Source organism: Blochmannia endosymbiont of Polyrhachis (Hedomyrma) turneri (genome assembly GCF_000973505.1).
GTDB lineage: Bacteria > Pseudomonadota > Gammaproteobacteria > Enterobacterales > Enterobacteriaceae > Blochmanniella.
Window position 1 is genome coordinate 664,443 of record NZ_CP010048.1, and the last position, 15,261, is coordinate 679,703.

General features: G+C 30.2%; 13 protein-coding genes. 1 reads left to right on the forward strand and 12 read right to left on the reverse strand.

The genetic code is table 11. The features are described from left to right. Window positions 1–5: 5 nt before the first annotated feature. The 12 genes from rplK to aroK all read right to left on the reverse strand — a co-directional run bounded on the left by rplK (window position 6) and on the right by aroK (window position 13,304). Window positions 6–437, reverse strand: a complete 432-nt coding sequence (gene rplK, locus BTURN675_RS02780; RefSeq protein ID WP_046289003.1) for a 50S ribosomal protein L11 — start codon at window positions 435–437, stop codon at window positions 6–8. Between the two features lie 98 nt (window positions 438–535). Then, complete coding sequence (gene nusG / locus BTURN675_RS02785) at window positions 536–1,084, reverse strand: transcription termination/antitermination protein NusG (RefSeq protein WP_046289004.1); 549 nt, start codon at window positions 1,082–1,084, stop codon at window positions 536–538. A 5-nt stretch (window positions 1,085–1,089) separates the two neighbouring features. After that, window positions 1,090–1,506, reverse strand: coding sequence for a preprotein translocase subunit SecE (gene secE, locus BTURN675_RS02790; RefSeq protein ID WP_082086689.1), 417 nt, complete (start codon window positions 1,504–1,506; stop codon window positions 1,090–1,092). A gap of 100 nt (window positions 1,507–1,606) precedes the next feature. After that, window positions 1,607–2,791 carry an elongation factor Tu gene (gene tuf / locus BTURN675_RS02795; RefSeq protein WP_046289005.1) on the reverse strand — a complete coding sequence of 395 codons (1,185 nt, stop codon included), beginning with the start codon at window positions 2,789–2,791 and terminating at the stop codon, window positions 1,607–1,609. A 65-nt stretch (window positions 2,792–2,856) separates the two neighbouring features. Then, window positions 2,857–4,962, reverse strand: a complete 2,106-nt coding sequence (gene fusA / locus BTURN675_RS02800; RefSeq protein ID WP_046289143.1) for an elongation factor G — start codon at window positions 4,960–4,962, stop codon at window positions 2,857–2,859. Window positions 4,963–5,136: 174 nt separating this feature from the next. Then, a complete protein-coding gene (gene rpsG, locus BTURN675_RS02805) occupies window positions 5,137–5,619 on the reverse strand; it encodes a 30S ribosomal protein S7 (protein ID WP_046289006.1) in 483 nt (160 codons plus the stop codon). A 362-nt stretch (window positions 5,620–5,981) separates the two neighbouring features. Then, on the reverse strand, window positions 5,982–6,356 hold the full coding sequence (gene rpsL / locus BTURN675_RS02810; protein WP_046289007.1) for a 30S ribosomal protein S12: 375 nt from the start codon (window positions 6,354–6,356) through the stop codon (window positions 5,982–5,984). A 1,938-nt stretch (window positions 6,357–8,294) separates the two neighbouring features. Continuing rightward, window positions 8,295–8,879 (reverse strand): anthranilate synthase component II, encoded by a 585-nt coding sequence (locus tag BTURN675_RS02815; protein ID WP_046289008.1) that lies wholly within the window; start codon window positions 8,877–8,879, stop codon window positions 8,295–8,297. Between the two features lie 399 nt (window positions 8,880–9,278). Beyond that, a complete protein-coding gene (gene trpS / locus BTURN675_RS02820) occupies window positions 9,279–10,292 on the reverse strand; it encodes a tryptophan--tRNA ligase (protein ID WP_046289009.1) in 1,014 nt (337 codons plus the stop codon). A gap of 323 nt (window positions 10,293–10,615) precedes the next feature. Beyond that, entirely contained in the window at window positions 10,616–11,278 is a 663-nt protein-coding gene (rpe, locus tag BTURN675_RS02825) for a ribulose-phosphate 3-epimerase (RefSeq protein WP_046289010.1), read from the reverse strand. A gap of 357 nt (window positions 11,279–11,635) precedes the next feature. Further along, entirely contained in the window at window positions 11,636–12,736 is a 1,101-nt protein-coding gene (gene aroB / locus BTURN675_RS02830; RefSeq protein ID WP_046289011.1) for a 3-dehydroquinate synthase, read from the reverse strand. Window positions 12,737–12,779: 43 nt separating this feature from the next. Next, a complete protein-coding gene (aroK, locus tag BTURN675_RS02835) occupies window positions 12,780–13,304 on the reverse strand; it encodes a shikimate kinase AroK (protein ID WP_046289012.1) in 525 nt (174 codons plus the stop codon). A gap of 1,335 nt (window positions 13,305–14,639) precedes the next feature. Here aroK and BTURN675_RS02840 point away from each other — a divergent pair. Then, window positions 14,640–15,224, forward strand: a complete 585-nt coding sequence (locus tag BTURN675_RS02840; protein WP_046289013.1) for an NfuA family Fe-S biogenesis protein — start codon at window positions 14,640–14,642, stop codon at window positions 15,222–15,224. The last annotated feature ends 37 nt before the right edge of the window (window positions 15,225–15,261 follow it).

The following is a 15,261-nucleotide window of genomic DNA, read 5'->3' on the forward strand; positions in this document are numbered from 1 at the left end:
TAACATTAATCCCTTTTTACAATTAATCCCATAGAATATGCAGTACCAATAATAGAACGAGACATTGCCTCTAAATCACTACCTGTCATATCTGAGGATTTAACCTTTGCAATTTCACGAATTTGATCATAAGTAATAGTACCACTTTTTGTTATTTTAGAATTACTAGAACCAGATTCAATACCAACAGCTTTTTTCAGAAGTACAGAAACAGGTGGGTTTTTAGTAACAAATGTAAAAGAACGATCAGAATAGACAGTAATAACAACAGGCACTGGTAATCCTTTTTCAATATTCTCCGTTCTTACATTAAACAACTTACAAAACTCAATAATATTCACACCTTGTTGCCCTAACGCAGGTCCAACTGGTGGACTTGGGCTTGCTACACCTGCTGGAACCTGTAACTTAACATATGCTTTTACTGTCTTAACCATAACACCATACCTACATAAATAAAAAAACAAAAACACTTAAAATATAAAAAATTTTTATTGAAATATATCTAATCACCTAATCAAAACACAAATTAAACTTAACATTTTTCAACTTGACAAAAATCTAAATCCACTGGAGTAGCACGACCAAAAATAGAAACAGACACCTTCAAACGACTTTTTTCATAATCCACCTCTTCTACCGTCGCATGAAAATCAGAAAACGGGCCATCACTAACACGAATAAGCTCACCAGGCTCAAATAATATTTTAGGTCGAGGCTTATCACCAATTTGTTGCAAACGATATATAATAGCATTCACTTCTTTATCCCCAATTGGAGCTGGCTTATCGGAGGTACCACCCACAAAACCCAACACACGGGGCACACTACGAACTAAATGCCAACTTGCATCATTCATCACCATCTGCACAAGAACATAACCAGGAAAAAATTTCCGCTCACTCTTTCTTCGCTGCCCAGCACGCATCTCAACAACTTCTTCAGTAGGAATCATTATTTCACCAAAATAATCTCCCATTTTATGCAACTTTATATATTCTCGTAACGAAGATGCTACCCGACTCTCAAAACCAGAAAATGCTTGAATAACATACCAACGCTGTTTCAACACTGCTTCAGACATTCCACTTATAACCTCAAACCAAACGATACTATACGCACCAAAAGACCATCCAGACTCCACAAAATCAAAGAAACAAGAATCGTAGCAATAATAACAATAGCAGTAGTATATACACTCTCACGAAAAGTCGGCCAAATTACTTTACGTACTTCTGAATATGACTCTCGAAAAAAAACAACCAATAACCCACCACGATTCGTTAATAACACTAAATAACCAGCAACTAAAACAACACATACATCAACTATTATTCGATAAAACAAACCCCAATCACGATAAAGATAGCTACCAATAACAGCTAATATGAGTAGTGTTAGCGCACTCAACCACTTAATCGTGTCTATATAAAAACAATATCTACCACCACAAATCTTCTTAATCTTACAACCTCCAAACAAAAATAAAGCGAAACACAACACCATCAAAATTTTATAAAAAAATAACACACTTAACTAAACAATTATTCTATATTAACCAAAAAAATAATTTTAAAAAACATTCATAACCATTTCCAAATGAATTCTATGAAACCACCTTCACCACAATACCAGCACCAACAGTTCGACCTCCTTCTCGAACAGCAAACCGTAAACCATCATCCATAGCAACAGGAGCTATAAGGTTAACCAACATTTTAACATTATCACCAGGTATTACCATATCCACATCCTTGGGTAATTCAATAGTTCCAGTAACATCCGTAGTACGAAAATAAAACTGGGGCCGATAACCATTAAAAAACGGCGTATGCCGACCACCTTCTTCCTTATTTAAAACATATACTTCTGCCTCAAAACAACTATGAGGTTTAATAGATCCTGGGGCAGCCAACACTTGACCGCGCTCCACATCATCACGCTTAACACCACGTAACAAAACACCAATATTCTCTCCGGCACGACCTTCATCCAGCAACTTACGAAACATTTCTACTCCAGTACAAATGGTTTTAACCGTCTCCCTAATGCCAACAATTTCTATCTCTTCACCAACTTTAATTATACCACGTTCAACACGACCAGTAACCACCGTTCCCCTACCGGAAATAGAAAACACATCCTCAATTGGCAATAAAAACGGCTGGTCCACAGCACGCTTGGGTTCTGGAATATAATGATCTAACACTTCTGCTAATTCCAAAATTTTTGGAGTCCAATGACTATCTGATTCTAACGCTTTTAAAGCTGAACCACGAATGATCGGGGTATCATCGCCAGGAAAATCATATTGAGATAACAATTCACGAATTTCTATTTCCACTAATTCAAGTAATTCAGAATCGTCTACCATATCACACTTATTCATAAATGCAACAATATATGGCACACCTACCTGTCGAGCTAACAAAATATGCTCCCGAGTCTGAGGCATGGGACCATCAGTAGCAGCAACTACTAAAATGGCACCGTCCATCTGCGCAGCACCAGTAATCATATTTTTAACATAATCTGCATGACCCGGACAATCCACATGAGCATAATGACGACCAGAAGTATCATATTCAACATGCGAAGTATTAATAGTAATACCACGAGCTTTTTCTTCTGGAGCATTGTCAATTTGATCAAAAGCACGCGGTGAACCACCATAAATTTTAGATAATACACTTGTTATAGCAGCAGTTAAAGTAGTCTTGCCATGATCAACATGACCAATGGTACCTACATTCAAATGCGGTTTTATACGTTGAAACTTTTCTTTAGACACAACTATATTCCTTAATTAATCGCAAAATTATCTCTAGCTATAAATATATAAAAATTATTAATAGCTCATTTAATATTACTACTCTCAATAATACATCGAGCAATATTGCTCGGTACCTCACTATATTTAAAAAATTCCATAGAATAAGATGCACGACCTTGAGTCTGTGACCGTAAACCAGTTGCGTAACCAAACATATCTGACAAAGGAACATCCGCACATATTACTTTACCACTAATCAAATCCCCCACTTTATTAACTACACCTCGACGACGACTTAAATCAGCAATAACGTCTCCCATATATTCCTCAGGAGTTTCTACTTCTACCTTCATAATTGGCTCCAATAAAACTGGATTAGCCTTCATAAAAGCTTCCTTGAAAGCTATTGACCCCGCAATTTTAAAAGCTATCTCAGACGAATCCACTTCATGGTATGAGCCATCAAAAATACTTACACGAATATCAACAATTGGATAACCAGCTAAAATACCATTACTCATTTGTTCCTGGACGCCTTTATTTACTGCTGGCACATATTCTTTTGGTACTACGCCTCCAACAATCTGATTCACAAATTCATAACCAGTACCTCCTGGTTCCATAGGCTCGACACGCAACCAAACGTGTCCAAACTGCCCACGACCACCAGACTGACGAATAAATTTACCTTCCTGCTCCACCATATGACGAATGGTCTCACGGTAAGCCACTTGCGGTTTACCAACATTGCTTTCAACATTAAATTCTCTATGCATTCGATCAATAAGAATCTCCAAATGCAACTCACCCATGCCAGAAATAATAGTTTGTCCAGACTCCCGATCAACACAAACACGAAACGAAGGATCTTCTTGTGCTAAACGAGATAATGCTAAACTCATTCTTTCCTGATCTACCTTGCTTTTACCTTCAACCATAACAGAAATGACAGGTTCAGGAAATTCCATACGCTCAAGAACAATAGGAGCAGACTCATCACACAGAGTATCACCGGTAGAAACATCTTTTAAACCAATAACAGCAGCAATATCCCCCGCATATACTGATTTAATTTCCTCACGTTTATTAGCATGCATCTGAACAATTCGACCTAGCCTTTCACGTTTTTCTTTAAGAGGATTCAACACACTATCCCCTGCACTAACTACACCGGAATATACTCGAAAAAAAGTCAGATTTCCAACAAAAGGATCAGTGGCAACTTTAAAGGCTAATGCTGAAAACGGTTCTTTATCACTAGGATGACGCTCTAAAAATAACTTTCCATCTCGAGAAAGACCTTTAATGGCCACAACATCATTTGGTGCTGGTAAATAATCAACAATTGCATCTAGCATAGCTTGCACACCCTTGTTTTTAAACGCTGACCCACAAGTCACCAATATGATTTCATTCTTTAAAACACGTTGACGTAAAGCAGATTTAATTTCTTGCTCCGATAATTCTGCTCCAGATAAATACCGATCAAGCAATTCCTCAGAAGATTCAACAGCATACTCTAACAAATTTTGACGCCACTGATTAGACAATTGTAACAAATTCCCAGGTATATCACCATATCTAAAAGTTAAACCTTGATCCATATCATCCCAATAAATAGCTTGCATTTTAATTAAATCAACAACACCTATAAAATTTGACTCCACACCAATAGCTAACTGAATTGGAACAGGATTAGCACATAAACGAGTCTTCAATTGTTCTATCACACGAAAATAATCAGCACCTGTACGATCCATTTTATTGATAAAAGCAATACAAGGAACCTTATATTTACTAGCTTGTCGCCATACAGTTTCAGATTGCGGTTGCACACCACCTACTGCGCAATATATCATAACTGCCCCATCTAATACCCGCATAGATCTTTCTACTTCAATAGTAAAATCAACATGACCAGGAGTATCAATAATATTAATTCGATGCGATGAAAACTGATCGGCCATACCAGACCAAAAACAAGTAGTAGCTGCAGAAGTAATTGTAATTCCCCTTTCCTGCTCTTGCACCATCCAGTCCATAGTCGCAGCGCCATTATGAACTTCACCCATTCTATGATTTACACCAGTATAGAATAAAATACGTTCAGTTGTAGTAGTTTTCCCAGCATCAATGTGCGCTGTAATACCAATATTTCGATATCTCATAATAGGTGTAACCCTAACCATGCCATGATCCTCAAAACAACCTTTCATCAAAAATAAATAATACAAAAAACAACACCATTAAACATCAAATCATATATCATACACTACTAAAACCAGTTTTATCTGATCACTAATTTTTAAACATACAAAACACTAACAACCAAAACACATAATCACCACTTACACAAAAAACACTCACCAACGGTAATGCGCAAAAGCCTTATTTGCTTCCGCTATTTTATGTATCTCATCCCGCTTTTTCACAGCACTCCCTCTACCCTCTATTGCCTCAAACAATTCATTTGCTAATTTCAATGACATTGACTTAGACTTATCTTTACGTTCTCTAGCGGCACTAATAATCCATCTCATGGCTAATGTATTTTGCCGAACAAGACGAACCTCCACAGGGACTTGATAAGTAGAACCACCAACTCTTCTAGATTTAACCTCAACAATTGGACGTACATTATTCAAAGCCTGCTCAAAAATATCTAAAGGTAGCTTTTTATTATTCAACCGATCAACTAAAATATCCAACGCCGTATACACTATCGTTTCAGCCACTGATTTTTTCCCATTTACCATCAAAATATTAATGAACTTAGCTAAAACTTCAGAGCTAAATTTCAAATCAGGTAATGTTTTTCTTTGCGTAACAATTCGTCGGCGAGACATAAATATATCCTGAAAACATTTTATATGCACTTACAACAAAATCAAAATACCAAAATAATTATACCAATATACATAAATTATATAATAAATATCAAACTACTTAAAGCTTAAAATTAAAAAACAGAATAATACAATTTTAAATTTGTAAAATATACATCTAACACAATTTAAAAACAATGATGCTATTCAAAAAACATCATCAAACTCATGACCAATACAACACTGATAAATTTAAACTAAATCTAATTTATTTTGCTATAACTACTACAAAAAGTCGACGAAACAGTATCCCAAAAAAATTTACACATGGTATAACTAAAAATATCATAAAAAAATTTTAAACATTAATCATAAAATCATACTTAATCCTTTAAACGTTTCACTCCATACTTCGAACGTCCTTTCTTTCTACCTTGTACACCAGAACAATCTAATGCACCACGTACAACATGATAACGAACACCCGGTAAATCCTTTACACGCCCCCCACGAATTAAAACTATAGCATGCTCTTGCAAATTATGACCTTCACCACCAATATAGGATGTCACTTCAAAACCATTCGTCAAACGAACACGACACACTTTACGCAAAGCAGAATTTGGCTTTTTTGGCGTGGTAGTGTAGACTCTAATACATACCCCTCTTTTTTGGGGGCATCTTCCCAATGCTGGGACATTACTTTTAATCGCTTTCACACTTCGTGGATTATGAACAAGTTGATTGATTGTCGTCATTTAAACAATTATCCCTAAAATATTAAAAAAATAGCTATTCTTAAACAAATACATCACAATACCATATTGATACCAATAACCACCTGAATAATTCATACAATAAACATTAAATTAAAGAGAGCAACGAAAAACTGCCTATTAATATTAATATTTATCATTCAATTTTTTTATACCCCTATTATTTATCAAACTACCTATTTGTAACAACACATACTAACAAATTCTTTTTTTTAACCAAATAAAAAAATTCACAATGAAAATTTTTTAAAATATTTATTTCAAATATTGCATGCTTATGAAATATCATAAAATACCATGCTTATAAAAAATACTAAAATACATTGAATATACCTCAAAATATACGTACACCAGTGAACACAAAATTACATCAAACATACCCTGCAGGCCAAGCGTATAATGTAACATAAAAAAACAAAAAAAACGACAGTCACATCATAACAATAACAATATACAATACCAACTCATTAATTCATTTTAATTCATTATCATAAAAATAAAAATTTAATAAATTTAAAGACGCATAGCTTACTTAAAGATAGAGGTATATAGCGTACTTAATAAATGCAGATAGATTAGATACATAGCATATTATATAATATATAAATTAAATTTAAATAATTACGATAAAACACCATCCACTAAAAATCAAACATAATAACAAATCTACTAAGCTTAGGCGATTAAATTAAAATATTGTACAAAATATTCATAACATACATGCATGACGATATATTAATATAATATTTATTAATATTTATAATGTAATAATAATATATATATAATACAAATGTTTAAAATAAAAAACAAAAAACCAACACTAACATTAAATCAACCATGCTAAATATTATACTAACATCATAAATATTATCACAAATTTTACTGTACAATCTATTAAATGCAATATTGTATCACACAACTAAAAACACATTACCATAACGATTACAAACACCACATTTTACAAATATCAAAACATTTCACACTATTGCAGTTATAAATAAAAAAATCACACATCAATAAAAACACAGTAACGCGCCATCATACACTCAATAATAGTATTATTATAACACAATAATAATATTAATATAAATAAAATTATATCAAATATCAATATAATACACAACCAGTTAAAACTATTGCTATTATTAAAATTAACAAAATAAATTTAATTAATAATGACTTCATAATTATTTAACCAATAATATTTTATCACATTGAAATTTCCACATATTATTATATCCTTTGCTGTATATAACACACTAATAAACAACCAAGAAACACAACATTTATTAATAAATATCATCCTTATCTTATAAGATTTAAATCTTAATACAATCCTCACTTTAAACAAAAATAAACATTCAGATGCCTTATATTTTACAGTGTACAAAAATAACAACAAACACAACACAAAAACTCACAACATAAACCAAAATAATTTTAGATCAACATCATTAATCAATGCAAAAAAACAATACATAATACACCTATAATATAAATATATTATATAATATAACTAGATTATATATTTACATAATCTAATAACATTATCATAAAACTATTTAAATTATTTAAAAACATACAAAAAACTATCTACATATAAAATATGACTACTAAATTAAAATATGACTACTAAATCTGTACATACCAATAAAAATAAAGCACAATTTTCTAGTATGAAATAACTTTCAAAAAAACATTCTAGAACCACAATACTACCACAATGCTACAATAAATCATATCTAACACAAAATATCTAAAAAACATTGAACACAGACACAACTCAAATAAAAAAAATTAAAATCATGCAATCTAAAAAAATAACTTTCAACAATTATATATAATACTATAAACAACAAACAAAATCCCCACGATCACACGATAACTATAATATAAAATACTAATCTAGACAATATGTCATTATAATCTCATAAAATTTCTCAATAATTGACACCCATATTCACTCAACACGCTTTCTGGATGAAATTGAACCCCCTCTATTGGTAAATCACAATGCCTTATTCCCATAATTTCATCAAACTTATTACACTTTACACTCCAAGCACTAACTCGTAAACAAGATGGCAAAGTAGAAATATCTACAATTAAAGAATTATACCGTATAACTTTCAAAAATTGAGGTAATCGATAAAACACTCCTGTCCTATCATGATGAATGACAGAAGATTTCCCATGCATAATACAACGAGCATGAACAATTTTCGCACCAAAAAAATGGGCAATAACCTGGTGTCCTAGACAAACACCTAAAATAGGAATTTTATTATAAAAACTATAAATTGCTGACAACGAAATTCCTGAATTATGTGGAGTACCTGGCCCAGGCGAAATTACTAATCGATTAGGTGATAATCGTTCAATATCTAATACATTAATTACATCATGTCTACGCACCTCTACCTCAGCACCTAAATAACAAAAACACTGATACAGATTCCAAGTAAAAGAATCATAATTATCTATAATTAAAATTTTTCTATTCATCTTTATACTATAAATAAACACACAAAACTTTACTTTCACTATACATTAATAATAACAAATAACAACATAACAACAATATTAACTAAGCAATCTAATACTAAATCAAATTTTCTTTGAAAAAAATAAATAATTTATAAAGATTTTAAATGTCTCGAAAAACATAAAAAAATATCAGCACTTATATTTAAAAATAAATGAATACAACAACATAATATAACTTTGCAGCCACAAATAATAACTATTGCACAAACACTATTATTCTATAATATAGAAACAACAAATACACACAAAAAAGAACACTAAATCACTATTATAAAATCTGACATAATCATCAACATAACAATAAAGAAACAACATAATAACAAAAAACTCTCAACTATTTTTGCTTACTCAAAATTATTAATAAATATTACGATCAATAAAACCAACCACATCATACACATTTTTCAAAGTCTTCTTGGCAAGACAACGTGCCTTTTTCGCGCCATTATATAATACTTTAAACAAATATTTCTCATCCTGACGAAAAACACGATAACGATTTTGTAATATCATTAAAAATTCAGTTAACTCCTTTATAACCTCCTGCTTCAAATGAACATACATCTTTCCCATAAACATAGATTCCAAATGTGAAACAGACTTACCAGTAAAAACCGACAATATTTCTAATAAATTAGAAATCCCTGGTTTATGAACTGGATCATATAATATTAATGGAGGATTATCAGAATCAGTAACTGCAGCATAAATTTTTTTTTCGACCAACTCAAGATCATCTAAAAGAGCAATAACATTATTCTGATTAACATCAGATTTAGACATCTTTTTAGTTGGCTCTAATAAAGACATAATACGAGAACCACTTTCAGGAATAAACGCATCAGGTATAGTAAAAACTGACGAACTATACATAGAATTAAATCTAGATGCTATACTACGACATAGCTCAAGATGTTGCTTCTGATCTTCCCCTATTGGAACATAATTAGCTTGATATAATAAAATATCTGCCGCCATTAATATTGGATAATTAAATACTCCCAAACTAATATTAGAAAAATTTCGTTTCATACGGGATTTAAATTGAGTCATACGACACATTTCACCAAAATAAGCATGACAATTTAACAACCAATTTAATTGACAATGCTCATGAACATGAGACTGCATAAATATTGTAGAAATATCTGGATTTATGCCACAAGCTAAACATAATGCTAAGACATCTATAGACCGAGACCGCAACTGATTAACATTTAAGTAATTTGTCACGGCATGTAAATCAACTATACAATAAATACAATTGTGAGTATTTTGCAATTCTACCCATTGACGTAACGCCCCTATATAATTCCCGATTGTAATATCTCCTGAGGGTTGAATAGCACTAAACGAAATAGCTTGAGACATTCTTACATAATTCCATAAAACAAAAATCACTATTAATAATAATAAAAACAAAATAATTAACAAAAATACATATAAAAAACATTATAAAATTATATAAATGTTGAAAAATTAATATATAATTATTTTACAGTAATTAAACATCACACTATCCCATAATCCACAACAATCTGAGAAATAACATATTTAACAACAGACAATACCAAAAAACAATAACAATGATTAAATTACTACAAAATACATTAAACTCCGTTAATAACCACAATCATTATTAAAAATTAAAATAATATCACTCAAAAATAAAAATATAAAAAAATATTAAATCATCATAACAAAGCAATACGCAAACTATCAATCATTGATCGATAATCTAATTGATGAAAAATCTCTGAACCTATCACAAAAACATCAGCACCAGCATTAGACACACAAGAAATGTTACCAAGTTTTATACCACCATCCACCGATAACAAAATATCACACTCACTTTGAGAAATCAACCGACGAACTTGCTTAATTTTATTCAAGACAATAGGAAGAAAACTTTGACCACCGAAACCCGGGTTAACTGACATCAACACAATCATATCAAGTTTTTCTATTACATATTCTAAATAAATACAGGGAGTTGATGGATTAAATACTAAACCAGCTTTACAACCATTATCTTTAATTAACTGCAAAGAACGATCAACATGATCGCTAGCTTCCAAATGAAAACTAATAAAATCAGCCCCTGCACGAATGAACTCTAATATCAAATTATCTACCGGTGTTACCATTAAATGAACATCAACAGGTACAGAAATACCATATTGTCTTAAAGATTTTAACACCATTGGACCTATACTTAAATTAGGAACATAATGATTATCCATTACATCAAAATGTATCAAATCTGCACCAGCAGATATAACCCGAGAAACATCCTCACCTAAAACAGCAAAATTAGCCGACAAAATCGAAGCAGCAATTAATGAACGATTCATTATTTATAATTCCCAATTAACACACTAATACAAAAAAATACAAATAAAAATTAACAATGAACACTAAACATTTAAGATTATACACTCACTAACAGAGTTAAAATATTACACATCAAGGACAACAAACAAATATTAAATCAATACAAACTCTATTTAATAAGTATGACACATCATATATTACTAAAAATCACAAAACACAATCAATTAACATTAATGCATAAAATATTATATTAACGTTAATAAACACCGTTATATAAGATTTATATATATAATAATACAACAACTCAAATCAATCACAAAATTTAAAGTTTTAGAATAATAATACATATTACAATTTTAACTCCCTGTTGTATCACATTACATATCCCCTAATATACCCCTAATAGATTCTTTAACTAACCTATGTGCTATATTAGTACATACTCGTGCATGACCAATCGAAACTGGTAATATCAAACACAAATCATCTGAAATATTCTTTTTATCGCGAATCATATAAGATAAATAATCACCTATTTCCATTGTTTTTGGAGGGGAAATTGGCAAACCAGCACGTGATAAAAGTGATCGAATACGTTTTAAATCTACATCGCATAAATAACCAAGCATACAAGAAAGATTCGCAGCCATTAATATACCTACTGATACTGATTCCCCATGTAACCACTCCTGACTATATTTAAAATAAGATTCAATAGCATGAGCATATGTATGCCCTAAATTCAATAATGCCCGAACACCACTTCCTTGATCATGTTCATCATTTGTTATTACAAAACTTTTCAATTCACAACAACGACGAACACAATAAAATAATGATGAAACTTCTAAATTTAAAATATTTTCTATATTACACTCAAGCCATGCAAAAAAATCAGAATCAAAAGCAATGCCATATTTAATAACTTCTGCCAATCCAGAAGAAAACTCTCTAGACGGCAATGTATATAAAAAATCTAAATTAATAATAACAGAAATCGGTTGATAAATAACACCAATCATATTCTTAGCAAGAGCATGATTAACCCCAGTTTTTCCTCCAATAGAAGCATCAACCTGAGCTAAAAGCGTTGTGGGTACCTGAATAAAACGTACACCTCTTTGATAAGTGGCCGCTGTAAATCCTACTAAATCTCCAATAACACCACCACCAAAAGCAATTAATATCACATTACGGTTATGCCTTTTTTTTAATAATTCAGTAATAATATACTCAAACATACTTAACGATTTATAAGACTCACCTGACGATATAACTAATTGGTCTACACTTACACCAAAATCACTTAAAGATTTACATACAAAATCTAAATATATTGAAGCAATATTATCATCAGTAACCAACATCACCACTTCACCACTCTGTAATGAAGACCCAGATAACAAAGAAGAAAATAAACCAGATCCAATAACAATTGGATAACTACGTTCTCCTAATTCTACAACAATTTTTTTCATCAAATTTCTCAAAACCAATAACTAACATTGCATGAATTCATCATCAACCACAAAAATTTAACATATGAATAATCTTATTGACAATCATCTTCGCATTCTGTTCATCAGTACATATGACGAAATCAGAAATCTCTTTATATAATGGATTTCTTTCATTAGCTAATTTTTCTAAAACATTTTGAGAGTCATCCACGACTTGTAATAACGGACGTTTCTTATCATATTTCGTGCGAAAAAATTGTTTAGTAACACTAGTTTTTAAATATATCACGAAACCACGAGCCGAAAGACAATTCCTTGTTTTCAAAGACTGAATAGAACCACCACCAGTAGCTAATATAATGCCATGCTTACTAGCTAATTCAGAAATAACCTTCTCTTCTCGTTCACGAAACTTCTCTTCACCTTCAACATCAAATACCCAACTTATATCTGCACCAGTGCGATTTTCAATTTCAGTATCAGAATCAAAAAAATCCATATGCAATTTCTGTGCAAGCTGACGACCTACCGTACTTTTACCAGCCCCCATAGGGCCAACAAGAAATATATTACGTTTTTCTACCATTTTTATATAATTATTTAATTATTAATCAATCAAACAATAAATACATAATAAAAACAACACACACCACTAACTTCAAAAATTACTATAATTATCTTAAATTCAAAAAATATCATACTAAATTAATAATAATTGCGATTCATTATCCAATACAAACCATAACATTGGATTTACAAATACAACATTAAAAACAAATTCAGTCTTGTTCTCAATATTAATGAATGTCCAAAAAATTTATATTTCACAAATGTATATTAATACTAACATATTTTAATACACGTCTACATACCAAAAACTCATCCATAAATACTATTTGCAATTTAATCTATATTTATAAACATATAAATAATAAATATAAACAAACAAAAAATGTAATTATCACAAACAAAAGTATATCTCATGAATTAATAAAAATCTCACAAACATACACAAAATATTAATCAAAAAACATGATATCATAAAAATAAGATATTAATTATCAAAAAATACGTATAACCACTTTTTTATCTTCCAGATAAAAAATAGACATTAATTAAAATTAATATTTATAAACAAATACCTAAAATAATTTACCTTATACATATATCTGATATTTACAAACAGAAATATCATAACAAACAATCCATTAAATCAATCTGTAAAATATTTTCTCATCATATTGATTTAAAAAAACAACCATCACACAATCTGGTATATTTACTATCCATCAACAAAATTATTAACAAAAAAATAAAAAAACAACTATCACCATATTGCTAACTTATCTAAATTATACCACAATAAATTTAAAAAAATATTAATACTAAAACAATAATCAAAAAAATTATAACATCAAAAAACAAATCATGATAATCAAAAAAATCAATGAAAACCAAATACTAACAATAATAAATCTATAAAAAAATGAACCAAAAAATATCAATCACAACACTAAAAATTTCAAATACAATTGATACTAATCAATAACAACTAAAGATAAAATATTTCACAATATTAAATACAATTTTTAGACTTCTTGCATGATCATAACAATCAATTAAAAATTGCATACATATCACACCACAACACATTCTTGAAAACACTTAACAAACACTCTTCTAATAATAAACCACCATAACTAATCTCCATATAATATAAAAAAATTAAACACACATGTAATATATAAAAAAATACATCTAAACAAATTTAATTAATAACAACCTATAATTTAACCAAATTCTATTTTCTATACTAAAAAAATAAAATATAATAATCCTAATTCTATTTTCATACCGTTTAATAATAAAAATAAATCTTCATAACCAAAATAATACTTAAAACTATTCGGAAATCTACACTATGATAAAAATCACTAAACTTGCTCAAGAATACTTTTTAGAATTGTTATCTAAAAAAACGTTCAATACTCAAATACGTGTATTTGTCATCAATCCAGGCACTCAATATGCAGAATGTAAAATATCTTACTGTTCTCCACAAACCATTAAAAACACTGATATTAAATTACAATTTGATCTAATATCAATATTTATCGATCAAACTAGTAAAAAATACCTACAAAACGCAAAAATCGATCTTATCACTAATCAACTAGAATGCAAACTAACATTAACAACACCAAATATAACAAAACAAACACATAAAAAATATAATAACAACGCCACTCTATTAAAAAACATTGAAAATGTTATAGAATCCCAAATCAATCCACAATTACAATACCACGGAGGGGAAATTAAATTAATAGAAATCACACAAGATCTATTTGTTATACTAAAATTCATGGGCGGTTGTAATGGGTGCTCCATGGTATCTTACACTTTAAAAGACGCAATAGAAAAAAAATTACTTAATTTATTTCCAGAGCTAAAAGGCATAAAAGACATTACTGAACATATACACGGATCACATTCATATTATTGATATTATTACTAATATTAAAAATAAAATCATTACAAAT

Coding starts and splice junctions, on each gene's coding strand:
- rplK (WP_046289003.1), bottom strand. CDS start 437: ATGGTTAAGACAGTAAAAGCATATGTTAAGTTACAGGTTCCAGCAGGT.
- nusG (WP_046289004.1), bottom strand. CDS start 1,084: ATGTCTGAAGCAGTGTTGAAACAGCGTTGGTATGTTATTCAAGCATTT.
- secE (WP_082086689.1), bottom strand. CDS start 1,506: ATGGTGTTGTGTTTCGCTTTATTTTTGTTTGGAGGTTGTAAGATTAAG.
- fusA (WP_046289143.1), bottom strand. CDS start 4,962: ATGGTTAGGGTTACACCTATTATGAGATATCGAAATATTGGTATTACA.
- rpsG (WP_046289006.1), bottom strand. CDS start 5,619: ATGTCTCGCCGACGAATTGTTACGCAAAGAAAAACATTACCTGATTTG.
- rpsL (WP_046289007.1), bottom strand. CDS start 6,356: ATGACGACAATCAATCAACTTGTTCATAATCCACGAAGTGTGAAAGCG.
- BTURN675_RS02815 (WP_046289008.1), bottom strand. CDS start 8,879: ATGAATAGAAAAATTTTAATTATAGATAATTATGATTCTTTTACTTGG.
- trpS (WP_046289009.1), bottom strand. CDS start 10,292: ATGTCTCAAGCTATTTCGTTTAGTGCTATTCAACCCTCAGGAGATATT.
- rpe (WP_046289010.1), bottom strand. CDS start 11,278: ATGAATCGTTCATTAATTGCTGCTTCGATTTTGTCGGCTAATTTTGCT.
- aroB (WP_046289011.1), bottom strand. CDS start 12,736: ATGAAAAAAATTGTTGTAGAATTAGGAGAACGTAGTTATCCAATTGTT.
- aroK (WP_046289012.1), bottom strand. CDS start 13,304: ATGGTAGAAAAACGTAATATATTTCTTGTTGGCCCTATGGGGGCTGGT.
- BTURN675_RS02840 (WP_046289013.1), top strand. CDS start 14,640: ATGATAAAAATCACTAAACTTGCTCAAGAATACTTTTTAGAATTGTTA.